Raw genomic sequence first — 22,981 nt, forward strand, 5'->3', positions numbered from 1 at the left:
TCACAATTTACTTTTCCAGTCTTTAACAAAAATTTATCGATCAAATATTTGGTGGAACACCGAAAACTATCATACATTTGTATATACAAATATTGTTTATACATGAATGTTGAAGAGATAATAAAGACCTCAAAGAAAATTCCCCTGGAACCCAGGACGGTAATCCATATGCAATTGGTACATAATAAAATCAATGACATTATGAATACTACGTTAAAACCATTCGAGGTCTCATTGCAACAATTCAACGTATTGCGGATTTTAAGGGGGCAACAAGGCAAGACTGCCAACCTGTCCACTCTTAACGAGCGTATGGTGACCAAAATGAGCAACACTACACGATTGGTGGATAAACTGTTGAACAAAGGATTTGTGAACCGCAGTGTATGTCCATCCAACCGGAGAAAAATAGAAATAGTGATTACGGACTCCGGGCTCAAAGCCTTGAAACAAATGGATGAAGCTATGTCCAATGCCCACGAGGCCATATATAAAAACTTTTCAAGAGAAGACTTAGAACAATTAAACGATTTACTAGATAAATTTTAGATATAGCATGAACACAGTTTTAGAACATAGAACATGGCGCTACGCCACCAAAAAATTTGATGCCACCAAAAAAATCTCAGAAAAAGATTTGGAAACTCTTTTGGAAGCTACCCGCTTGAGTGCATCCTCTTACGGATTACAACCCTATCACGTAATTGTGGTTTCTGACCAAGAAGTAAAAGAGCTGTTGAAACCTGCTTCTTGGGGGCAGTCCCAGATTACCGATGCATCCCATATTATCGTATTTGCCAATGTCACCGATTTTGGTGAAGAACTCGTCGACGATTATTTGACCAACATGAGCGAAACCAGAAACATCCCAGAGGAAGGACTAAAAGGATACGCCGATTTTATGAAATCCAAATTGATGGATCTTCCTTTGGAAACAAAAGGTACATGGTCGGCCAAACAAGCTTACATCGCCTTTGGTAATTTAATGCAAGCTGCAGCGGAATTAAAAATCGACACTTGTCCTCTAGAAGGTTTTGAATCTGAAAAGTACAACGAAATCCTTGGGCTTAATGACAAAAATTTAAATTCAACGGTTGTTTTGGCCGTAGGTTATCGTTCTGAAGAAGACGAAACCCAACACTTGCCAAAAGTGAGAAAATCAAAAGAAGAATTATTTACACATATATAACTATTAAACATTTAACAATTAAAAACAGAAATTTTAAGCAATCATGAAGAAGACAATTTTAAGTTTAACATTGGTCACCCTATTTGGTGCTAGTGCAGTAGCAAACCCAATTGAAAAAGAAATCAAAGAAGTAAAAACTTCTGAAAGTCAAGTAACCTGGAAAGGATACAAAGTTGGAGGTTCGCACACAGGAACCATTTCTCTTACATCTGGAGCTTTGGAATTTGATGGGGAAAAATTGGTTGGTGGAAGCTTTGTTGTGGATATGACAAGCATCAGTGTTACCGACTTGGAAGGTGACTATAAAAACCAATTGGACGGACACCTAAAATCTGATGACTTTTTTGGTACTGCCAATCACCCAACAGCCAAATTGGTTTTCACCAAAGTGAAATCAACAGGTAAAAATTCTTACGAAGTAAAAGGTGACCTCACTATTAAAGGGACTACCGAACGTGTAACTTTCGATGTTTCCATTTACGGAGATAAAGCAACCGCTACAGTGAAAGTTGACAGAACAAAATACGACGTAAAGTACGGATCAGGAATCATTGGTACCGCCAAAGATAAATTAATCTATGATGAATTTGATTTGGTAGTTGATTTACAGATGTAATCAGTACCTGTTTAGTGTGTGAAAATCCCGTCCGAGAAATTCTTGGACGGGATTTTTGATTTTAAACAAAACAATGTTGTCCCGTTAAAATTTCCTCCCTATATTTGAACCAATGATTAACAGAATTGCAAATAACTGGTGGTGGAATAACTTACGGAAAACGTCGTGAGCTAAGTCCCCATTATAACCATATAAAAGGCTTGTCATCACGACAAGCCTTTTTTATTTTATAGAGCTAATATGAAATACGAATTAAAAACACATTGCAAAAAAATCCTTGCGGACACCATTACGCCCGTAAGCGTTTATCTCAAAATTCGGGACAAGTTCCCCAATAGTATTCTTTTGGAAAGTAGCGACTACCACGCCAACGACAACAGTTTTTCGTACATCTGTTGTAACCCCATTGCTTCTATTGAGGTAGTGAACGAAACAATTACCCAAAGGTTTCCTGATGGCACCAAAGAAGTTACCGAAATCACACCTGATGCCGATGTTACCGAAATCATTCACAACTTTAGCAAGAAATTTTCGGTGGCTCAAAACAGCTTCAAGTTCATCAACAACGGACTGTTCGGATATATGGCCTACGATGCTGTTCGTTACTTTGAGGACGTAGAAATTTCCAAAAAAGATGATTCGGTAAACATCCCTGATATTTACTATGCAGTATATAAGAATATTATTGCTATCAATCATTTTAAAAATGAGGCCTATTTGTTTGCACATTGCTATGATTCCGAAAGCAATGTGGATGAGATTGAACAGCTTTTCAACGTTCGTACCTTTTCATCCTATAACTTTAACAAAGAAGGTGAGCCAGAATCCAACCTTAAGGATGAAGACTATAAAGAACAAGTGGAACTCGCTAAAAAGCATTGCCAACGAGGTGATGTTTTTCAATTAGTGCTCTCCAGAAGGTTCAAACAAAAATTTAAGGGAGACGAGTTCAATGTGTATCGAGCACTACGCTCCATAAACCCCTCCCCGTACTTATTCTATTTTGATTACGGCAACTTTAAAATATTCGGAAGTTCCCCAGAAGCACAGCTTATCGTAAAAGATGGCAAAGCGGAAATACACCCTATAGCCGGAACCTATAAACGTACCGGAAACGACGAAAAAGATGCACAACTGGCCAAAAAATTGGCACAGGACGAAAAGGAAAATAGCGAGCATGTAATGTTGGTAGACCTTGCTCGAAACGACCTTAGCCGAAACGGGAATACCGTAAGCGTGGACACGTATCGAGAAGTGCAATATTTCTCACACGTCATTCACTTGGTTTCCAAAGTAACCGGACTAAAGAAAAAGGAAAGTACTACCATGAAAGTGGTTGCTGATACGTTTCCCGCCGGGACCCTGAGCGGGGCACCCAAACATATGGCCATGCAGCTCATTGAAAAGTATGAAAAAACAAGTAGGTCTTATTATGGTGGGGCCATCGGATTTATGGATTTTGAAGGCAATTTTAACCACGCCATAATGATCCGAACTTTTTTGAGCAAGGACCACGAACTGTATTACCAAGCAGGAGCAGGTCTGGTGGCAGCTTCCAATCCGGATGACGAACTTCAAGAAACATACAATAAATTGGGCGCATTAAACAAAGCGCTGGAAATTGCTGAAACGATCTAAAAACATGGGAAAGAAAATTTTAATGATAGATAATTATGATAGCTTCACCTACAACTTGGTGCACTATCTGGAGGATTTGGATTGTGAAGTAACCGTAAAAAGGAACGACCAACTTACCTTGGATGAAGTGGAACCGTTTGAGTATATCGTCTTGTCCCCTGGACCTGGAATTCCTGATGAAGCAGGACTTCTAAAAGAAATCATCAGAACCTACGCGCCAACTAAGCGGATTTTTGGGGTTTGTCTGGGCCTTCAGGCTATTGGGGAGGTCTTTGGTGGCACATTGATAAACCTCGACCAAGTGCATCACGGAGTAGACACCACCATTATGGTAACCAAAGACGACCCTATTTATAAAGACATGTCGAAAACCCTTCAAGTAGGGCGATACCATTCTTGGGTAGTTGACCCTGATTTACCAAATGACCTGGAAACCACTGCGGTGGATGAAAGCGGTCAAATCATGTCACTTCGACATAAGAAATATGATGTGACCGCAGTACAGTTTCATCCAGAATCCGTATTGACACCACAAGGAAAGCAAATGCTAAAAAATTGGTTGTATAACTAGTGTTGTGTCATTCCCATGAAAATGGGGATCCAAAACAAAAACAAATAGGTTCCTGCGAAAGCAGGAATGACAAATCAAGGAAATGAAAGAGACTTTAAATAAACTGATCAATCACGAAATTCTCCCGAAGGAAGAAGCCAAACAAATTTTGGTGAATATCGCCAAGGGGGATTATAACACCTCTCAAATTGCCGCTTTTTTAACGGTATATATGATGCGAAGCGTCACCATTGAAGAATTGGAAGGCTTTCGCGATGCCCTTTTGGAACTATGCTTGGCAGTTGACCTTGCCGAATACGACCCCATTGACCTTTGTGGAACGGGCGGGGACGGAAAAGACACCTTTAATATTTCCACTTTGGCTTCTTTTGTAACGGCTGGTGCGGGAATCCATGTCACCAAACACGGAAACTATGGCGTATCCTCCAAGTGTGGCAGTAGTAATGTGATGGAGTTTTTGGGTATCAAGTTCAGTAATGAGGCTGATTTTCTTAAGAAAACTATTGAGGAAGCAGGTATTTGTGTTCTGCACGCCCCCCTATTCCACCCCGCAATGAAGAATGTGGCTCCCATCCGAAGGGAATTAGCGGTAAAAACATTTTTCAATATGTTGGGGCCCATGGTGAACCCGGCGTTTCCAAAAAATCAAATGGTAGGCGTGTTTAGCTTGGAATTGGCCAGAATGTATGGGTACCTATATCAAAACACAGATAAAAAGTTTACCATTTTAAATGCATTGGATGGGTATGATGAAATCTCTTTGACGGGTAACACCAAAACCATTTCCAATAATACCGAAACCATGTTGAGACCTGCTGACTTTGGTGTGGAAAAAGTTTCGCAGCAAGATATTGTTGGTGGGGAAGATGTAGCTGAATCGGCTCAGATATTCATGAATATTTTACAAGGAAAAGGTACCAACGCACAAAACAATGTGGTATGCGCCAATGCAGGTGTAGCCATTGCCACCGTGGAAAATATTTCACCCAAGGAAGGATTTGAGAAAGCAAAGGAATCCTTGCTCAGTGGCAAAGGTTTAAATGCCTTAAAAAAATTACAGGAGTTAAGTAAAAACTGAAAATTGTCAAAGTTGTCCTTCCTGCGAAAGCATGATAACATGAATAATAATATGAACATACTGGACAAAATAGTAGCCGATAAACGAAAGGAAGTCGATTTAAAAAAATCACTCATTACCCTGTCTCAATTGGAAGCCTCGGTAATGATGGAGCGTACCTCCGTTTCCTTGGCCGAAGCACTAAGAAAGAGCAACTCAGGGATTATAGCCGAGCACAAGCGCCGATCCCCGTCCAAATCCGTGATCAACCAAAGTTTGAGTGTTCAGGATGTGGCCAAAGGTTATGCTGACGCAGGAGCCTGTGGCATGTCCGTGCTTACGGATGGCAAATACTTTGGTGGCTCTCTGGATGATTTGGTACTCGCAAGGGCATCCACCAATATTCCCATTTTACGAAAAGAGTTCATCATAGATGAATATCAAATCGTGGAAGCCAAAGCATATGGTGCCGATGTTATTTTATTGATTGCTGCCATCCTCACCAAAGAAGAAATCAAAATCTTGTCCGAATTAGCAAAAGGACTAGGGTTGGATGTGTTGTTGGAGGTTCATAATGAAGAAGAACTCGAAAAATCCCTAATGCCCAGTTTGGATATGTTGGGGGTGAACAACCGAAACCTTAAATCTTTTGAAGTGGATTTAGAGATTAGCAAATCGCTATCCAAAAAAATACCCGATGATTTCGTGAAAGTTTCCGAAAGCGGGATTAGTTCGGTGGAGGCCATTCGGGATTTAAAGGAATTTGGCTATCAAGGGTTTTTGATCGGAGAAAATTTTATGAAGACGGACAACCCCGGGGAAAGTGCAAAAAAGTTTATTGACCGATTAAACGGATAACGTCATTTCGAGTGATTTACCGAAGGAAAATTATATCCGGAAATAAGTAGTCTTGGTACATTTTGAAACAATTTTCAAAACACTCGACCTGACAAAAAACAAACTATGAAACTAAAGATCTGCGGCATGAACCATAATCCAGAAGAGGTTGCATCCTTGCAACCCGATTATTTGGGTTTTATTTTTTGGGAGCCTTCCTCTCGTTATTTTTCGGGAGAAATGCCGCAATTGCCCACTTCCATCAAAAAAGTAGGGATTTTTGTCGACGCGCCTTTGGACGAAGTCCTTCAGAAAGTAAAGCAGTATCAATTGAACGCAGTCCAACTCCATGGAAAGGAAAGTGCTGGTTATTGCAAAGAATTAAAACAGGGCTTTCTGTCATTTCGAGCGGAGTCGAGAAATCATAAGGATGAAACTACGAAACAAGTTTGGAGTGACGAATTCGAAATCATCAAAGTATTTTCCATCAAAGATGATTTTAATTTTGATGTCTTGAAGGATTATGAAGAAGTCTGCGATTATTATCTTTTTGATACCAAAGGAAAGCTACCAGGTGGCAATGGTTATACGTTCGACTGGTCTGTTTTGGAAAATTATCCATCCAACAAACCTTACTTTTTAAGTGGCGGCATCGGTTTGGATTCCAAAGAAAAATTAAATGAGTTTTTAAAAAGTCCAGCATCAAAACACTGCTTTGCCATCGATGTGAACAGTAGATTTGAGACCGCACCCGGACTAAAAAATATTGACGACTTAAACTTATTCATCGAATCGCTTGAGAGCGATATTAACTAAAAAAAAGAAACCTATGAAGAGCTATCATGCAGATGAACGGGGGTATTATGGTGAGTTCGGAGGAGCTTTTATTCCCGAGATGCTTTACCCTAATTGCGAAGAGCTTCGGCAGAACTACCTGAGTATCATGGAGGAACCTTCATTCAAAGAAGAGTTTCATCAATTGCTCAAAGATTATGTAGGTAGACCCACGCCTCTTTATTTTGCCAAACGTCTTTCCGAGAAATATGGTACAAAAATCTACCTCAAACGGGAAGATCTATGTCATACCGGCGCCCATAAGGTCAATAATACCATTGGACAAATTTTGATGGCCAAAAAACTGGGCAAGAACCGAATCATTGCAGAGACCGGAGCCGGTCAGCATGGTGTGGCCACAGCAACTGTTTGCGCACTAATGGGAATTGAATGTATTGTGTACATGGGCGAGATTGACATTGCCAGACAGGCCCCAAACGTAGCTCGCATGAAAATGTTGGGTGCCGAGGTACGACCTGCCACATCGGGCAGTAAAACCTTGAAAGATGCCACGAACGAGGCCATTCGCGATTGGATCAACAATCCTGTGGATACCCATTATATTATTGGTTCCGTGGTGGGTCCCCACCCCTACCCGGATATGGTGGCCCGTTTTCAATCCGTGATTTCCGAAGAAATCAAAAATCAACTGCAAGAAAAAGAAGGACGCGAAAACCCAGATTATGTAGTGGCTTGTGTAGGTGGCGGAAGTAACGCTGCCGGTGCGTTCTATCATTATTTGGATACCCCAGAGGTAGGAATCATTGCTGTGGAAGCCGCAGGAAAAGGGATTCACTCGGGCGAAAGTGCCGCTACCTCAGCACTCGGGAAAGTGGGCATTATCCACGGTAGCAAAACCCTGCTGATGCAGACCCAGGATGGACAAATCACGGAACCATATTCAATTTCAGCTGGACTGGATTATCCTGGTGTTGGACCAATGCATGCCCATTTGTATGCCTCGGGCCGCGGGGAATTTATTTCCATTACCGATGATGATGCCATGAAAGCCGGAATGGAACTTTGCAAACTGGAAGGAATCATTCCAGCCATAGAATCATCTCACGCTCTGGCTATTTTTGAAGACAGAAAATTCAAGGAAGATGATGTGGTGGTGGTGAACCTATCCGGGCGTGGTGACAAGGATTTACAGAACTATATCGATTATTTTAAATTATAGATGTCAGATATCAGATATAGGACCCCAGTCTCAATACTCATATCTCACATCACAAATCTTGATTTATGAACAGAATCAAACAAAAATTACAAGAGGACAAAAAAATCCTTTCCATATACTTTTCGGCAGGTTATCCCAATTTAGATGATACCGTGAAAATCATCCATGATTTGGAAAAAAATGGGGTGGACCTCATCGAAATAGGGCTTCCATTTAGTGATCCCTTGGCCGATGGTCCCACCATACAGGCAAGTTCTACCGAGGCGCTTAAGAATGGTATGAACACCGCCTTGCTTTTTGACCAATTAAAAGATATCCGCAAAACAGTGAGTATCCCCTTGATCTTAATGGGTTATTTTAATCCCGTGCTTCAATATGGTGTGGAGGAATTTTGTGCCAAATGTCAAGAAATAGGAATCGACGGCCTTATCCTTCCAGATTTACCCTTGGATGTGTACAAAGAGGAATACGAAGCGATTTTTAAAAAACATGGTCTGATCAATGTATTTTTAATCACTCCGCAAACCAGTGATGAACGAATCAAAGCCATTGATAATGCTTCCGAAGGATTTATTTACATGGTGAGTTCTGCGAGTACCACAGGAGCCAAACAAGGATTTGGCGCAGAACAATCAGATTATTTTGAACGTATTGCAAACATGCAATTGAAAAACCCACAAATTGTTGGGTTTGGCATCAGTAATGCAGAAACTTTTGGGCAAGCGACTCAAAAAGCCAAAGGCGCGATCATCGGTTCGGCATTCATCAAACATTTAACAGAAAATGGTGTAGACGGAATTAGTGACTTTGTGAAGCAAATTCGTTAAATTTCAGCTTTTAAAATCAACACTGATTTACCTCATGAAGAAAACGCTATCCCTTGTTTCCCTACTCCTTACTTTTTCCCTTTTTGCACAGGATGATGTAGCCATAAAATCTCAAGTGGCCGATGCCATCAACGAGATTCGGGAATTTATTGCCATTCCCAACGATGCTTTGGATGCGGCTGATATGGACCGAAACATTATGTGGTTGAAGCGCAAATTCGGTGATAGAGGTTTTAACACTGCTGTTTTGGACACAGAGGGGCTTCCCTTGTTTTTTGCCGCCACGCCTGTTAGTGGGGACAAACCAACCGTACTAATTTACATGCATTTTGATGGTCAATCTGTTGATCCATCCAAATGGGATCAACCCAATCCTTACCAAGTGGTTTTGAAAGCACCAAAAGATGATGGTTTTGAAACGGTTTCCTTTGACGAGTTGGGAGATGATATCAACTATGATTGGCGTTTGTTCGGAAGGTCAACTTCTGATGATAAATCACCTATTGTGATGCTCTTGAACGCCATGGATTTGTTGAAGAAAAATGGCAAGGAAATTCCTTTCAATGTGAAGGTGATTTTGGATAGCGAAGAAGAAAAAAGCAGTAAACCTTTACCTGCTGCCGTAAAACAATATCGCGAACTATTGGAGTCCGATTTTTTAATGATTGTTGACGGACCTGTTCACACTTCGGAAAACCCAACGGTCGTTTATGGTTGCCGTGGTATCACCACCCTTACCCTAACGACTTATGGCCCTATTAAACCACAACATAGTGGACATTATGGTAATTATGCCCCAAACCCTGGGTTCCAATTGGCACAATTACTGGCCACAATGAAAGATTCTCAAGGTAGAGTGACCATTCCAGGATATTATGATGGTATTTCTATTGATGAAAGCACGGATTCTATATTAAAAAGTGTTCCTGACAGTGATGAGGCTATTGCAGAAAAACTTCAGTTTAAAACGGCGGAAAAGGTAGGTGGTTATTATCAAGAAGCCCTGCAATACCCCTCCTTGAACATTCGTGGATTAGGCTCAGGATGGGTTGGCGACAAGGCACGGACCATTGTTCCCGAAAGTGCCACAGCCGAATTGGATTTAAGGTTGGTAGTAGAGAGTGATGGTAATCGTTTAAAGAAATTGGTCAAGGACCACATTGCAAAACAAGGATACAACGTATTGGATCATGTCCCTTCCAAAGAAGAGCGCATGCAGTTTGATAAAATTGTAACCGTGGAAGAAGGTAGTGTTACCGATGCCTTTCGTACCGACTTGGACAATCCCTACGGTAAATTTATTGTGAACACCTTGAATCAAAGCTTTGGTGAAGAGGTAATTCAGATACGTACCATGGGTGGCACCGTCCCGATTTCACCTTTTATCAACGAATTAAAGATTCCTGCTTTTATCGTTCCTGTGGTAAATCCAGACAATAACCAGCACAGTCCTAACGAGAACATTAAAATTGGACAACTGGCCTATGGCATAAAGGCGTTTTATAGGATTCTATCCACAAACATGGACTAAAAATCAGAATGATAAAATATAAAAGCCCCGACTGTTCGGGGCTTTTTGACTTTTAAGCAACACTTAGATTATTATTCATTATTTCCTTTTTTCTTCCGTTGTCCAGGGGCATACGCCTTAGCACTTTTAGCACCCGTTCTTTTTTTTACTTGCCCTGGAGCCGTGCTACTTTTAACTGTTCCTCTATTAACTGTTCCACGATGTGCGGTGCACGATGCGATCAACATAATTAAAAATAGGGCAGTTGTAATTTTAAGTAAGTTTTTCATGATACTGATTTTGGGATTTAAGTCAATGTAGTAAATTCAACGAAAAAATCAAGCTAAAATTGACCAATCCTCCTTTTCACTTGACGAATATTGGGTTATCCGTGGTATATACTCTAATCTTAAAAAAAATCCCGATACTGCATCACCCTGAAATCCAAAGTGTTAAATCTAGGGTCTTTACTTTTTAAGTTTTTATAGGCTTGTAAACTTCCAACGGCACGATTGGCAGCTCCCGAAGGGGCGGTTAAAGAAACGGTTTTAACCGTTCTCGACTCCGCTCGAACTGACATTGGACTTGATTCGAGAGGCAATTCCAAATGATGGATTCTCGGAACTTCGTTGGAAACGACCTCTAGTTTTAGGCCATGCTCTTTCAATTGTTTGCGAAAGAAGTATTCGGGTCCATTTTTACTGTTCCCGCCCGTGAACAATAGTGTCTGGATATTCGGATATTTTTTCAGATAACCTACAAGATTCCGAAGCACCACATTTTGCATTCCCAAATCGGACGCATTAATTTTTTCTCGCTCCGCACTTTGGACAATATCGCAGACCCCTATTTTGTTTTCAACCAAAAAACGCTTTCGTTGTTCTACCGCTTCCTTTGTAGTTTCGTACTTTAAACCTAAATCAAAGATTCTATCTAAAATGGGCCAAAGTTGTCCGTTGCAACTTCCATAACAGAAATCTACATCCTGAGGCTTTAGTTCTCCCGTTGTAAATCGGGGAGGCGGCAAGGTTCCTACAATCAATTTTGTGGCCTCGGACAACAAAAAAGGTTCGTATGGATGAGTATGCTTAAATAGTTTTGACTCCAAAGTCTTTTTCCTAAGCCGAATTCCTACTTGCGTTTATGTTTCCGTACAAGGAACGTGTTACTATCTTTTCGTATAGCTCCTTGTACTCTGAATTTTGGGTAATGTGGTACAGGGCATTTTGCTGAATCACCAATAAAGGCAATACAATTTTTTCCCTGATTTTCACAGATTCTCGTGATACGGCTTCGTCCTCCATCAAAATTTTTAGTCCCGATATCTGCAACAGCATCTTTTTGGACAACTGAAATTCATTATGAAGAATGTTCCAGAAATCACCGAACTCTGGGTCTTCTTTCATATAGCTGGTCAAATCAAAGTTGGATTTGGCCAAGGACATCATACTATTCAACATTAGAGCCTTGAAGAAAGGAACCTCTTTATAAAGTTTTTTCACCTCATTTAATCGTCCTTCTTCTTTCATTTGCTGAATGGCGGAACCCAACCCAAAATAACCAGGGACATTTTGTTTCAACTGGCTCCAAGAACCTACAAACGAAATGGCACGAAGGTCCGACAAAGTCAATTGTTTTTTATTACCACGTTTTCCTGGCCTACTCCCAATATTGGCTTTGGTATAATATTTTAGGGTACTCCTATTTTCCAAGTAAGGAATAAATTTCTCGTGCTGTTTTAGAGCATCATATTTATCAAAACTGAGTTCAGAAAGTTCTTCAATCAGTTTTCGCTGGGCAGCAGAAATCGTATGTTCCTTACCAAAAAGATTATTGCTTAACCCCGCAGTGAGCAACTGTTCGGAATTATGAATAAACTGCTCCTTGGTGCCATAGGTACTGGTAATCGTCTGCCCCTGAATGGTAAGCTGTATCTCGTGATTGGCCACATCTTTTGTCTGGGCAGCATAGAATTTGTGGGTTTTACCTCCACCCCTTGCCGGCGGACCTCCTCTACCATCAAAGAAAATTGCGCTAACTCCATTTTTCTTGCAGACTTTGCTCAAAGTTTCTTTGGTCTTTAATATGGACCAGTTGGCTTTGAGGTAACCACCATCTTTGGTACCATCAGAAAAGCCTAGCATTATGGTGTGGATATCCCTTCTTCGCTCAAGGTGTTGTCTATATTGTGGAATATCGAACAAGGTTTGCATCACTTCTTCCGAAGCGTCCATACCTTTCATGGTCTCGAATAATGGAACAATATCAAAAGTAATTTCTTTCTCGTCCCAACCACACCATCTGAACAATCCGAACACAAACAATACGGAAAAAATACTTTCAGAATTACTGATGATGTAACGATTACATCCATCTTCTCCGTTCTTGTTTTGAATTGCTTTTAAGTTTTGGATATTGCTTATGGTGTCCTTTACGATTTCATCGTCAAAATCCTTTGGATTTAATTTGAAGTCCTCCTGAACCAATAACTTCACCAACTCTTTATCCTTGAGCTCACTTACACTTTCTTTGATGATTCCTTGTTTTTTCAATACGGTTTCCACTACCAATGCATGCTTGCTATGGTCTTGGCGAATATCCAGCGTGGCAAAATGTGTTTTGAAGATGTGAACCTTATCAATAAACTGGTCCAGTTCATCCAAATACAACCCGTGATAATGCTCAATCAAATTTCCCCTAACTGCATTCAAATGTTCAATTATTCCTTCATAGGAAATCAGTGCATTAGGATCGAACATGGCTTGGTACAATTTACCGCTCAACTCATTAAGCTCTCCTTGCATTCCTTTAAAGGTCAGTTTTTTACGGAGATCCTTCAATTCATTATAATAGCACTTCATTAAGGTCAACCTTAATTCATCGGCTACTTGTTTTGTAATGTCCGCTGTTACAAACGGGTTTCCGTCACGGTCACCCCCAGGCCAGAATCCCAGTTTCATAAGGTCGTAGTTCTCAAACTTATCGTCCCTAATATTGCTTTTTACATATTGGTACAATTCCCCAACAGCATCATAATACGTGTTTCGAAGAATATAGATAATGTTTTTCGCCTCATCCAAAGGCGTTGGTTTTTTTGCATTGATCAAGGATGTCAATCCCAATTGTTGAAGAGTAACATCAATATCATGGATTCTATCTTCATCTATCAGAGAGCGCAGTTCGGCGATAATATCCAAAACAGCAGGCGTATAAAACTGGGTAGGGTGAGCTGTTAAAACAATGCGTGCGCTAAAGGTTGATAGTTTTTTAGAGACCTTGTCCCAATTTTTGGTACGGTTCACTAGTTCAAAATAATCCTTGATGGTCAACGAACTACTGTATTCCTGCAGTTTGGGAAAGGCAGAATCTTCCACACTATCGTACAACACCACTTGGCGCTCTACGTACTGTACAATTCTGAACATAAAATCCAATCGTTCCCGTTCATCCTGAATATCTACAAAATTGGAAAAGAACACTTCCAAAATCTCTTGTGGCTCCTTACCTTCTTTTAGTCCTTTCTCGCACTGGTCGAGCAAAAGTGGGATAAGAATCCCAACATTTTCGACATTCTTGTAGGGCAAGCTCAAGAAAAGGCTATTATATATATTGAATTTATTGGTTACCGATTTTTTAAACTCTTCTAACCGTTTCGTCTGCTGCTGCATGAATATGTTTTAAGTAAGTGTTAAAAATAGACAAACACCCAAAGGTCGTGAATAATACATAACCTTTGGATTAATTTTAAGTGTATCACAATTTAAGGCACGCCTACTTCAATCGTAACAATATACCTTGTTGATTATAACTTAAAGATTACTTTGGATTTTACCAAAGTTTTTTATCGGATGAATACGGGTTCGTTTTTCTTTACCGTATGTTCTTCGCTGTACAGATATCCATCGTAGTCAAAATTTTTGATATCGTCCAATGTTTCGGCCCCAGTATCCAAAATGTATCTCACCATGGATCCTCGTGCTTTTTTGGCGTAGAAACTAATGACTTTGAGCTTGTCGTTTTTCCAATCCTTAAACACTGGAGCAATTACTGGTACCTTAAGGCTTTTAGGTTCAACAGCACTGAAGTATTCGTTACTGGCCAAATTAACAAACAATTCGCCATCCTTTAGTTCATTGTTCAAGGATTCGGTGATTTGGCCTTTCCAAAACTCGTACAAATTTTTTTTGCGACCTACCTTCAGTTGTGTACCCATTTCCAATCGGTACGGCTGCATCAAATCCAAAGGTTTTAAAACACCGTACAGACCAGACAAGATTCTCAAGGTATCCTGCAAGCGGTCCAATTTGTCTTCTGGGATGGTGTAAGCATCCAAACCTTGATACACATCACCATTAAACGCATAAATGGCCGGTCGGGCATTATCTTCGGTAAAAGGCAATGAAAATTGTTGGTTACGCTCCCAATTCAAGTCCGCCAATTTATCCGAAATGGACATCAATTCCGACAACGCCTTTGGCTTTTTCTTTTTTAAAACCGAGTTCAATTTTTCCGCTTGCTCCAAAAAATGGGGCTGACTATATTTTGATGTAGGCAAGGCCGTTTCGAAATCAAGTGACTTTGCGGGAGATATTACAATTTTCATCTTGTACTAGTTTTTGTAAAAATAACGAGGATTTTACTTTTTTGGAAGGGTATTCCAAAGGTGTTTTCAATCTTAAGATTGAAGAAAACTATGATTCGTGATGTATGGAATATCCACGCCACTTTTCAATGCAGTTCACTATATCCTCGGGCAGCTCGGAATCAAAACGCATAAACTCACCCGTAACAGGATGTTCAAAACCTAGAGTTTTGGCATGCAAAGCTTGCCTAGGTAAGACTTTAAAGGCATTCTCCACAAACTGTTTGTACTTGGTGAAAGTGGTGCCCTTTAAAATCTTGTCGCCACCATAACGTTCATCATTGAACAAAGTGTGACCAATATATTTCATGTGAACCCTAATTTGATGGGTTCTTCCAGTTTCCAACTTACAGGAAATTAAGGTAACATAACCAAAACGCTCCAATACTTTGTAGTGGGTAACCGCTTCTTTGCCCTCGTCGCCATCGGGAAATACCATCATCTGAAGACGATTTTTGGGATTCCGTGCTATATGTCCTTCGACAGTTCCTTCATCTTCCTCTACATTGCCCCAAACCAAGGCCACGTATTCCCGTTCGCTACTCTTATCGAAAAACTGTTGTGCCAAATGGGTCATTGCCGACTCTGTTTTGGCAATCACCAACAAACCAGAAGTGTCTTTATCAATCCGGTGCACCAAACCGGGCCTGTCCGAACTATTATTGGGCAAGTTTTCAAAATGGTAAACAAGTGCATTTATCAAGGTTCCCGAATAATTTCCGTGACCAGGATGCACCACCATACCAGCTGGTTTATTCACGACCAAAAGAGCATCATCCTCATAAACAATATCCAAAGGAATATCTTCTGGCGTCAACAAAAACTCATAAGGTGGATGTTCGAACATCACCTTTACCTCATCCCCGGCTTTTACCTTGTAATTCTGTTTTACAATGGAACCATTTACCCAAATGTGTCCTTTTTTGGCAGCTTGCTGAATTTTGTTTCTCGTAGCATTTTCGATAAAGTTCATCAGGAATTTATCCACACGCAGGGGCTCTTGGCCTTTAGAGGCCACAAAACCGTGATGCTCATAGAGTTCATCTTGAGATAGTTCATCTTGATTTTCCGATGTATCCATAATTAATTGGAGTCTGACTGTACCCTAGCGCTACCGGGAATGGTTCCGTTTCCACATATCAGCTCCACTTTGGAGGTTTTGGGCAATTTATCTCCGGGCTTTATATACTTCCCTTTGAATTTCATATTGTAGACCATGTCCTTGCCCAATTCATCAATATAAGTAACACGTTCCACTTCCAAACCTACGGCCTTTAGCATGGATGATGCGTTACGTTGGGTTACTTGGATAATATCCGGAACGCTTACCTTTTTATATCCTGATGGGTTGACCGTAAAATATATTTTACGGTTGGCCTTCACCTTATTCCCTGCCGGTGGGTTTTGGTCCAATATTGAAAATCTTGGATAATCTGGATTAAAATCTGAGGAGTCCAATACTTGATATCGCAACCCTGCTTCCTCAACTGCCTCTCGCATCTCCATTACCGACATCTTGGAAAAATCGGGCACTTCCACAAATTCACCATGGTTAGTTGTACCCTTTAACCATTGCAAGGCAACAAATACCAAAACCAAAACAGCCCCAGCAGCCAATCCAAGCTGGATTAAAAAAGTCTTACTTTTTAAAAAGTTGAAAAAATTTTTCATGTAGTTCACCTTAACGGAACAAATATAGGAAAGCCAACCCTTTTTTCTTTATTTTGGCTTTGCGATATTTTACAAGTCAATGAAAAAGAACATTGCCATCATAATGGGCGGCTATTCCAGCGAGCATAATATTTCGATTAAAAGCGGAAATGTAGTATTCAAATATCTGGATGCAAAAAAATACAATACATACCGAATCGTAATTACCAAAGAAAAATGGTTTTATCTAGATGAAGATAATCGGGAGCATCCAGTTGAGAAATCTGATTTCAGTATTAATGTTGATGGTAAAAAAATTCAATTCGATTGTGTTTTCAATGCCATACACGGAACACCGGGAGAAGATGGCTTAATGCAAGCTTACTTTGAACTCTTAGGGATTCCACAAACTTCCTGCAACCATTATGAGGCAGCGCTCACTTTTAATAAACGTGACTTATTGAGCACGCTAAAACCTTATGGCGTTCCCTGTGCAACATCCTATTTTTTAAACAAAGGCCAATCGGTTGACGAGAATGCCATCGCGGACAAAGTGGGGCTTCCATGTTTTGTAAAGGCCAACAGGGCCGGTAGCAGCTATGGGGTTTCCAAAGTGTACAAAAAAGAAGATTTGGGCAATGCTATCGAAAGTGCATTTAAAGAGGATACCCAAATCATTATCGAATCTTTTCTGGACGGCACCGAAGTTTCTGTCGGTGTTATCACCTACAACAACGAAGTGACCGTACTGCCTGCGACCGAAATTATCTCAGAAAACGATTTTTTTGATTTTGAGGCCAAATACATGGGCAAATCAAAAGAAATTACCCCAGCGCGAATAACAATAACGCAGGAATCCAATGTCAAGGAGTTGGCAAAGCACATTTATAAAATATTAGGACTAAAAGGGTATACTCGAAGTGAGTTTATTTTTATTGGTGATGAGCCACATCTGCTAGAAGTAAACACCACCCCTGGACTTACCGAAGAGAGCCTTTTGCCACAGCAGGCAAAAACAGCAGGAATTTCCCTCGAAGAGCTTTTTGATAGTGCAATTGTTGAAGCTTTGCGATAGAAACCTTATTTTTAAAAAACTTTATTCCACAACATGAGACGTGCATTGTTCCCCGGGTCCTTTGACCCACTTACTTTAGGACATTATGATATTATTAAAAGAGGCGTCACCCTTTTTGATGAACTGGTCATCGCCATCGGGATCAATGCAGATAAACAATACATGTTCTCCCTGGAAGATCGTATCAACTTTATCGAAGAGGCTTTTAAGGATGAGCCAAAAATTAAAGTGACGACTTATAAAGGAATGACAGTGGATTTTTGTAAAAAAATAGATGCCAATTTTATTTTGAGAGGATTACGGAATCCAGCGGATTTCGAGTTTGAAAAAGCCATTGCCCACACCAACCGAAAACTTTCCGAAATTGAAACTGTTTTTCTATTGACATCTTCCGGTAAATCGTACATCAGTTCCTCCATTGTTCGAGATGTTATTCGAAATGGTGGGGATTACACTGGCTTGGTCCCGGATACCGTTGTAGCTAAACAATAAAAAGACGGAGGGATGACTCCAAAACAAAGATTACAAATAGGTGTTTTCCTACAATGTTTTTTTTGTTTAACATAGCCCAATAAGGTGGATACAACATTAATAAGTGTTTTCACAACAATTACTCCCTTGGAAGATTCAATAATTATACTTTGGTCAGTAATATCTTAGTATAACGTTTTTTAAACATCCCCCCAGTTTTGAAAGCAGTTGAGAGAATCGACCAATTTTATTTACTAAAACAATTGCCCAAGGCAACCGCGCTTCTTTGCGAAAAAGGTAACTTGCTCGATGCCTCCATTTCATGGCTAGAACTTTTTGGTTTACCTCCTCATGACAAGAATCAACAAACCAAAATTTTTACATTTTATCCAGAGGTTTTGGACCTCGGACAAAAACTCCAAGAGAACAATTCCTTTACCTTACAACATAATTTAGAAAGCGATAACGGCATTCGTCATTTAAAAAGTTATTTCACCCCTTGGTTCGATAAAAAGGAAAATGTGATCGGGACCATAGTACAGGTGGATGATATTACCTCGGAAATTGAAAAAGAAAATCAGATAAAGTGGCTTAACAATGTTTCGGAGATCAAGGTAGAAGTTTCCAAAACAGGTTGGTGGGAATATGATGTTGAAACGGAACAACTCACTTGGTGCAAGGAAACCAAACGCATTCATCAAGTTCCAGAGAGCTACCAACCCACTGCCCTTGATGCTGTCAATTTTTTCAAACCCGGATATAGTCAAAATAAAGTTTCCATGCTTTTCCATAAGGTCAATGTAACACATCAACCTTATGATAATAAACTAATGTTGATCACTTTCAATGGTGAAGAAAGATGGGTTCAAATAACTGGAAAACCTATTTTTAAACATGGGAAAGTCGAAAAAATAGTCGGAACCATAAAAGACATCCATGACCAAGAAATGGCCGAAACCAGAGTAAAGGAACATCAACAATTACTCTCCACCCTGGTAGATAGCCTTCCTTTGAATGTTTACGTAAAAGATCTAGAGTCCAGAAAAATATTGGTAAATAAAGGTGAGTGCAAATATTTTAACAAAAGCGCAGAACAACTTATTGGTAAAAACGACTTTGACCTTTACAGCGAAGAAATAGCCAAGGTTAGCAAGGAGGAAGACTTAGAGGTTATAAAACACCTCACCCCTATAATTGGTAAAGAAACCAAAAGCACACTCAACGGAAAAACCACATATTTTCTAACTTCAAAAATTCCACATTTTGATTTGGATGGTAAAGTATGTGGGCTCATAGGAATGAGTTTGGACATCACCAGCATGAAAAAGAAAGAGGAACAACTGCGTGGCTTGATAGACATCACCTCCATGCAAAACCAAAAACTCATCAGTTTTGCACATATTGTCTCGCATAATTTAAGATCTCATTCTGCAAATTTCTCTATGCTTTTAGGGTTCTTAAACTCAGAAAAAGATCTAAAAGAGCGACATCGCATTATAAAAATGCTTTCACAAGCTTCCGATAGTTTGTTGGAAACCTTAGGCAACCTCAATCAAGTAGTGGATATCAATACCAATACAACGGTAAAAAGAAAACCACTTAACCTCAACAAGAACATTACAAAGGTTTTACAAAACCTTTCCGCCTTATTGGCCCAGGATAATTCCCAAATTGTAAACAATGTCGCAAAAAACATTCAAGTAAACTGCGTACCTGCTTATTTGGATAGTATAATACTCAATCTTGTTTCCAATGCGGTAAAATATAAAAGCCCCAACAGAGTGCCCATTATCACCCTAAATGCCGTTAAGTCGAAAGAAGGTGTTTTACTGAGCATTTCCGATAACGGAATAGGAATAGATTTGGATAAATACGGTGATAAAATATTCGGAATGTACAAAACATTCCACAACAGAGAAGATGCCAAAGGCTTTGGTCTTTACCTTGTAAGGAATCAAATTGAGGCCATGGGCGGAAGTATAACAGTGCAGAGTGAAATTGACAAAGGCACTACATTTAATGTGTATTTTAATGAAGAAAGTTAATTGTATTTTTATTGTGGACGATGATCCCATTACCGTATTTGGCATTAAAAAAATGTTGAAATCCGTCGCTAGTTGCGATGACATACAAATCTTTCAAAATGGATTTGAAGCTTACGAGGCCATGAAAGAAAGACAGGAAAAAGGAAAAGCTATTCCCGATGTAATTTTTCTGGACATTAACATGCCCATTATGGATGGGTGGGACTTTCTTGATGAATTGATCGCATTGGACATTGATGAACATATTACCATTAATATGATTACTTCATCCATAGATCCTCTGGACTACAAAAAATGGAATGGTTTTAAAGACAAATGTCCTTATGTTCTCAACTTTAAGAACAAACCAATTTTTAAAATAGAATCCAATGACCTTGGCTCCATTACTGCTGCTTCATAAATCATAATAATCCGTATTTTTGGGGCAGTCAGGCACATGCTTTTGTGTAAACCAAAGTTCCCAAGTATTTTGAAGTATATTGTTTTTTTTTCAGCCTTAATCCTTTTCATATCCTGTGAATCCGAAACACAGGATGAAAAACCCTCTTATCCGACCTATTTTGAATCATCCGAAGGAAAAGAAACGGCAACCTATCAACAAACCATTGATTATTACATCACCCTTGCACGTGATTTTCCAGAAATAAACATTCACACTATTGGTAAAACCGATAGTGGCTATCCACTGCACACAGTAACCTTTAATCCTGATGGTGATTTTAACTATGAGAATATCCGAAAGGAAAAATCCATTATCCTCATAAACAATGGTATTCACCCAGGCGAAAGCGATGGTATAGATGCCACCATGATGCTTTATAGGGACTTGGCCACTGGTAAAGTAAAAATGCCCACAAATACAGTACTGGTAACCATACCCATTTACAATGTAGGTGGTTCCCTTAACAGAAACTCCACTACACGGGCCAATCAAAATGGCCCCCAAGAGTATGGATTCCGAGGCAATGCCCGCAATTACGACCTCAATCGGGATTTCATTAAAATGGATACCCAAAACGCTAAAACCTTTGCTCAAATATTCCACATGGTAAAGCCGGATATTTTTATAGATAACCATGTGAGCAACGGAGCCGATTACCAATACACTTTGACACACCTTTTTACGCAGCACAATAAAATGGGTGGAGAAATGGGAGAATATCTCCACAATACTTTAATGCCAAGTCTTGAAAATTCGTTGACCGAAAAGGAATGGGACATTACACCTTACGTAAATGTATTCAATATTCCACCTGAGATGGGGTTTAGTCAATTTATGGACCACCCTCGTTATTCAACGGGCTATACCACGCTTTGGAGTACCTTGGGCCTAATGGTGGAAACCCATATGCTGAAACCCTACAAACAACGTGTTGAAGGCACCTACGAACTTATGCAAAGTCTAATCGAAGTAGTTGAAGTAGAGCATGACAACATAAAATCCCTCCGTAAAAAAACTTTGGAGAATAATTTGGAGCTTTCCGAATATTACTTCAACTGGCAAGTGGATACTACGCAAAGTTCCACCCTAAACTTTAAGGGTTACGAAGCAGAACAATTGACTAGCGAAGTCACTGGACTTCCAAGATTAAAATATAACCGTGACAAACCATTTACCAAAGAGACGGTTTATCAAGATTATTTTTACCCGGTAGACACCGTTAAAGTGCCAGAAGCTTATATTGTAAAACAAAGTTGGAAAAAAGTAATAGAACGATTGGATGCCAACAAAATCCAATATTCCCCAATCACAAAGGACACCACCCTATCCGTAGAAGTATACAAAATAGTAGATTACAACACCAGAAACACTCCCTACGAAGGTCATTATCTACATTCGAACACTCAAGTAGTAAAAAGCGCCAAGAAAATTCATTTTAGAGAAGGTGATCTATTGGTACCGACTCATCAGCCAGGAATTAGATACCTAATGGAAACTCTGGAACCACAGGGGGTCGACTCATTTTTTAACTGGAACTTTTTTGATACTGTACTTCAACGCAAAGAGGGATTCTCTCCATACGTTTTTGAAGATGTGGCTTTGGAAATGTTACAAAAAGATTCCCTACTGCTACAAGAATTTGAATCCATAAAAGAAAAGGATCTTAATTTCGCCAACAATTGGTATGCACAGTTGAATTGGATTTTTGAACGCTCGGAGCATTTTGAAGAAGCTTACCTGACCTACCCAATTTACAGGGTGGCAAAGAACAGTGATGCATCTGGATTACTTTCTAATTAAAAGGCCAATCCTCGAACAATATCTTAATGTTGTGATATGAATTCTTTAATGCTTTTTTGGTCTTTTTAGGGCCTTTCCACTTCACGCGTTTAATCCCTTCGGATTTTTCGGGAACCAATTTTCCACTGTAATCGGTGGTCATTATAAACCAATGCGTTTGTTTTAATCGGTATTCTCCGTTTCTTCTAAAAATGTGGAACGTTGTATGGAGAAATCTTTCTATTTCCAGATTTTTTACGCCGGTTTCCTCCTCCACTTCCCTGATTGCTGCTTTTTCTATGGACTCGCCCTTATCTACTTTTCCTTTAGGTAAATCCCACTTTCCGTTTCTGTAAATAAACAAGACTTTTCCCTTCTTGTTGATGACAAATCCCCCACCAGCGACCACCACCGGAATTTTATGCATAAAAAGTTTTAGGATTTTTTCCTCATCAGGATGATACAGGTAAGCTTTTTTAATTTTCTTTTTGGACAATAATCGAATTGCCTCAACAATGGAATCACCATCCAAAGAAAACAAATTACCATTGGAATCCTGGGGGCGCTCGTTTGTTAAAATCAGTGGAGCCTCATTAACAAAAACTTCATACATTTGCG

The 22,981-nt window shown here is 39.8% G+C and carries 23 protein-coding genes; 16 read left to right on the top strand and 7 right to left on the bottom strand.

The window, feature by feature from the left end:
• Positions 1–102: 102 nt before the first annotated feature.
• The 11 genes from ACQQ5U_RS16955 to ACQQ5U_RS17005 all read left to right on the top strand — a co-directional run bounded on the left by ACQQ5U_RS16955 (position 103) and on the right by ACQQ5U_RS17005 (position 10,280).
• A complete protein-coding gene (locus ACQQ5U_RS16955) occupies positions 103–549 on the top strand; it encodes a MarR family winged helix-turn-helix transcriptional regulator (RefSeq protein WP_437399345.1) in 447 nt (148 codons plus the stop codon).
• A 7-nt stretch (positions 550–556) separates the two neighbouring features.
• A complete protein-coding gene (locus ACQQ5U_RS16960; RefSeq protein WP_437399347.1) occupies positions 557–1,189 on the top strand; it encodes an NAD(P)H-dependent oxidoreductase in 633 nt (210 codons plus the stop codon).
• Positions 1,190–1,232: 43 nt separating this feature from the next.
• The gene (locus tag ACQQ5U_RS16965) at positions 1,233–1,805 is read left to right on the top strand and encodes a YceI family protein (RefSeq protein WP_437399349.1); all 573 of its coding nucleotides are present in this window, start codon (positions 1,233–1,235) and stop codon (positions 1,803–1,805) included.
• A 240-nt stretch (positions 1,806–2,045) separates the two neighbouring features.
• On the top strand, positions 2,046–3,443 hold the full coding sequence (locus ACQQ5U_RS16970) for an anthranilate synthase component I family protein (protein ID WP_437399350.1): 1,398 nt from the start codon (positions 2,046–2,048) through the stop codon (positions 3,441–3,443).
• Between the two features lie 4 nt (positions 3,444–3,447).
• Positions 3,448–4,014: an anthranilate synthase component II gene (locus ACQQ5U_RS16975; protein WP_437399352.1), complete on the top strand. Its 567-nt coding sequence runs from the start codon at positions 3,448–3,450 to the stop codon at positions 4,012–4,014.
• An 82-nt stretch (positions 4,015–4,096) separates the two neighbouring features.
• On the top strand, positions 4,097–5,092 hold the full coding sequence (trpD, locus tag ACQQ5U_RS16980; RefSeq protein ID WP_437399354.1) for an anthranilate phosphoribosyltransferase: 996 nt from the start codon (positions 4,097–4,099) through the stop codon (positions 5,090–5,092).
• A 51-nt stretch (positions 5,093–5,143) separates the two neighbouring features.
• Complete coding sequence (gene trpC / locus ACQQ5U_RS16985) at positions 5,144–5,929, top strand: indole-3-glycerol phosphate synthase TrpC (RefSeq protein ID WP_437399356.1); 786 nt, start codon at positions 5,144–5,146, stop codon at positions 5,927–5,929.
• Positions 5,930–6,034: 105 nt separating this feature from the next.
• Complete coding sequence (locus ACQQ5U_RS16990) at positions 6,035–6,724, top strand: phosphoribosylanthranilate isomerase (RefSeq protein WP_437399357.1); 690 nt, start codon at positions 6,035–6,037, stop codon at positions 6,722–6,724.
• 13 nt (positions 6,725–6,737) lie between these two features.
• Complete coding sequence (gene trpB / locus ACQQ5U_RS16995) at positions 6,738–7,922, top strand: tryptophan synthase subunit beta (RefSeq protein WP_437399359.1); 1,185 nt, start codon at positions 6,738–6,740, stop codon at positions 7,920–7,922.
• Between the two features lie 65 nt (positions 7,923–7,987).
• A complete protein-coding gene (gene trpA / locus ACQQ5U_RS17000; protein ID WP_437399361.1) occupies positions 7,988–8,749 on the top strand; it encodes a tryptophan synthase subunit alpha in 762 nt (253 codons plus the stop codon).
• Between the two features lie 34 nt (positions 8,750–8,783).
• Positions 8,784–10,280 (top strand): M20/M25/M40 family metallo-hydrolase, encoded by a 1,497-nt coding sequence (locus ACQQ5U_RS17005; RefSeq protein ID WP_437399363.1) that lies wholly within the window; start codon positions 8,784–8,786, stop codon positions 10,278–10,280.
• 71 nt (positions 10,281–10,351) lie between these two features.
• On the opposite strand, the gene ACQQ5U_RS17010 is transcribed toward ACQQ5U_RS17005, so the two are convergent.
• The 6 genes from ACQQ5U_RS17010 to ACQQ5U_RS17035 form a co-directional block, all read right to left on the bottom strand.
• Complete coding sequence (locus ACQQ5U_RS17010; RefSeq protein WP_437399365.1) at positions 10,352–10,549, bottom strand: hypothetical protein; 198 nt, start codon at positions 10,547–10,549, stop codon at positions 10,352–10,354.
• A gap of 119 nt (positions 10,550–10,668) precedes the next feature.
• Positions 10,669–11,367, bottom strand: coding sequence for a uracil-DNA glycosylase family protein (locus ACQQ5U_RS17015; RefSeq protein WP_437399367.1), 699 nt, complete (start codon positions 11,365–11,367; stop codon positions 10,669–10,671).
• A 10-nt stretch (positions 11,368–11,377) separates the two neighbouring features.
• Positions 11,378–13,927, bottom strand: a complete 2,550-nt coding sequence (locus ACQQ5U_RS17020) for a phosphoenolpyruvate carboxylase (RefSeq protein WP_437399368.1) — start codon at positions 13,925–13,927, stop codon at positions 11,378–11,380.
• 173 nt (positions 13,928–14,100) lie between these two features.
• Positions 14,101–14,862, bottom strand: a complete 762-nt coding sequence (gene yaaA / locus ACQQ5U_RS17025) for a peroxide stress protein YaaA (protein ID WP_437399369.1) — start codon at positions 14,860–14,862, stop codon at positions 14,101–14,103.
• A gap of 88 nt (positions 14,863–14,950) precedes the next feature.
• Positions 14,951–15,982, bottom strand: a complete 1,032-nt coding sequence (locus tag ACQQ5U_RS17030; RefSeq protein WP_437399371.1) for an RluA family pseudouridine synthase — start codon at positions 15,980–15,982, stop codon at positions 14,951–14,953.
• A 2-nt stretch (positions 15,983–15,984) separates the two neighbouring features.
• Positions 15,985–16,572 (bottom strand): PASTA domain-containing protein, encoded by a 588-nt coding sequence (locus ACQQ5U_RS17035; protein ID WP_437399373.1) that lies wholly within the window; start codon positions 16,570–16,572, stop codon positions 15,985–15,987.
• Positions 16,573–16,651: 79 nt separating this feature from the next.
• Here ACQQ5U_RS17035 and ACQQ5U_RS17040 point away from each other — a divergent pair, with 79 nt between their 5' ends.
• From ACQQ5U_RS17040 to ACQQ5U_RS17060, 5 genes are all read left to right on the top strand, one after another.
• Positions 16,652–17,626 carry a D-alanine--D-alanine ligase gene (locus ACQQ5U_RS17040; protein WP_437399375.1) on the top strand — a complete coding sequence of 325 codons (975 nt, stop codon included), beginning with the start codon at positions 16,652–16,654 and terminating at the stop codon, positions 17,624–17,626.
• A gap of 33 nt (positions 17,627–17,659) precedes the next feature.
• The gene (gene coaD / locus ACQQ5U_RS17045; RefSeq protein ID WP_437399377.1) at positions 17,660–18,118 is read left to right on the top strand and encodes a pantetheine-phosphate adenylyltransferase; all 459 of its coding nucleotides are present in this window, start codon (positions 17,660–17,662) and stop codon (positions 18,116–18,118) included.
• A gap of 197 nt (positions 18,119–18,315) precedes the next feature.
• The gene (locus ACQQ5U_RS17050; RefSeq protein WP_437399378.1) at positions 18,316–20,142 is read left to right on the top strand and encodes a PAS domain-containing protein; all 1,827 of its coding nucleotides are present in this window, start codon (positions 18,316–18,318) and stop codon (positions 20,140–20,142) included.
• The gene (locus ACQQ5U_RS17055) at positions 20,129–20,542 is read left to right on the top strand and encodes a response regulator (RefSeq protein WP_437399380.1); all 414 of its coding nucleotides are present in this window, start codon (positions 20,129–20,131) and stop codon (positions 20,540–20,542) included. Before ACQQ5U_RS17050 ends, ACQQ5U_RS17055 begins: the two co-directional genes overlap by 14 nt.
• A gap of 69 nt (positions 20,543–20,611) precedes the next feature.
• Positions 20,612–22,384 carry a M14 family metallopeptidase gene (locus tag ACQQ5U_RS17060; protein ID WP_437399381.1) on the top strand — a complete coding sequence of 591 codons (1,773 nt, stop codon included), beginning with the start codon at positions 20,612–20,614 and terminating at the stop codon, positions 22,382–22,384.
• Here the strand turns inward: ACQQ5U_RS17060 and ACQQ5U_RS17065 are convergent.
• Positions 22,377–22,976 (bottom strand): NUDIX hydrolase, encoded by a 600-nt coding sequence (locus ACQQ5U_RS17065; protein ID WP_437399382.1) that lies wholly within the window; start codon positions 22,974–22,976, stop codon positions 22,377–22,379. The two genes, ACQQ5U_RS17060 and ACQQ5U_RS17065, sit on opposite strands and share 8 nt — an antisense overlap.
• Between the last annotated feature and the right edge of the window lie 5 nt (positions 22,977–22,981).

Source organism: Flagellimonas lutimaris (assembly GCF_051494225.1).
GTDB lineage: Bacteria > Bacteroidota > Bacteroidia > Flavobacteriales > Flavobacteriaceae > Flagellimonas > Flagellimonas lutimaris_A.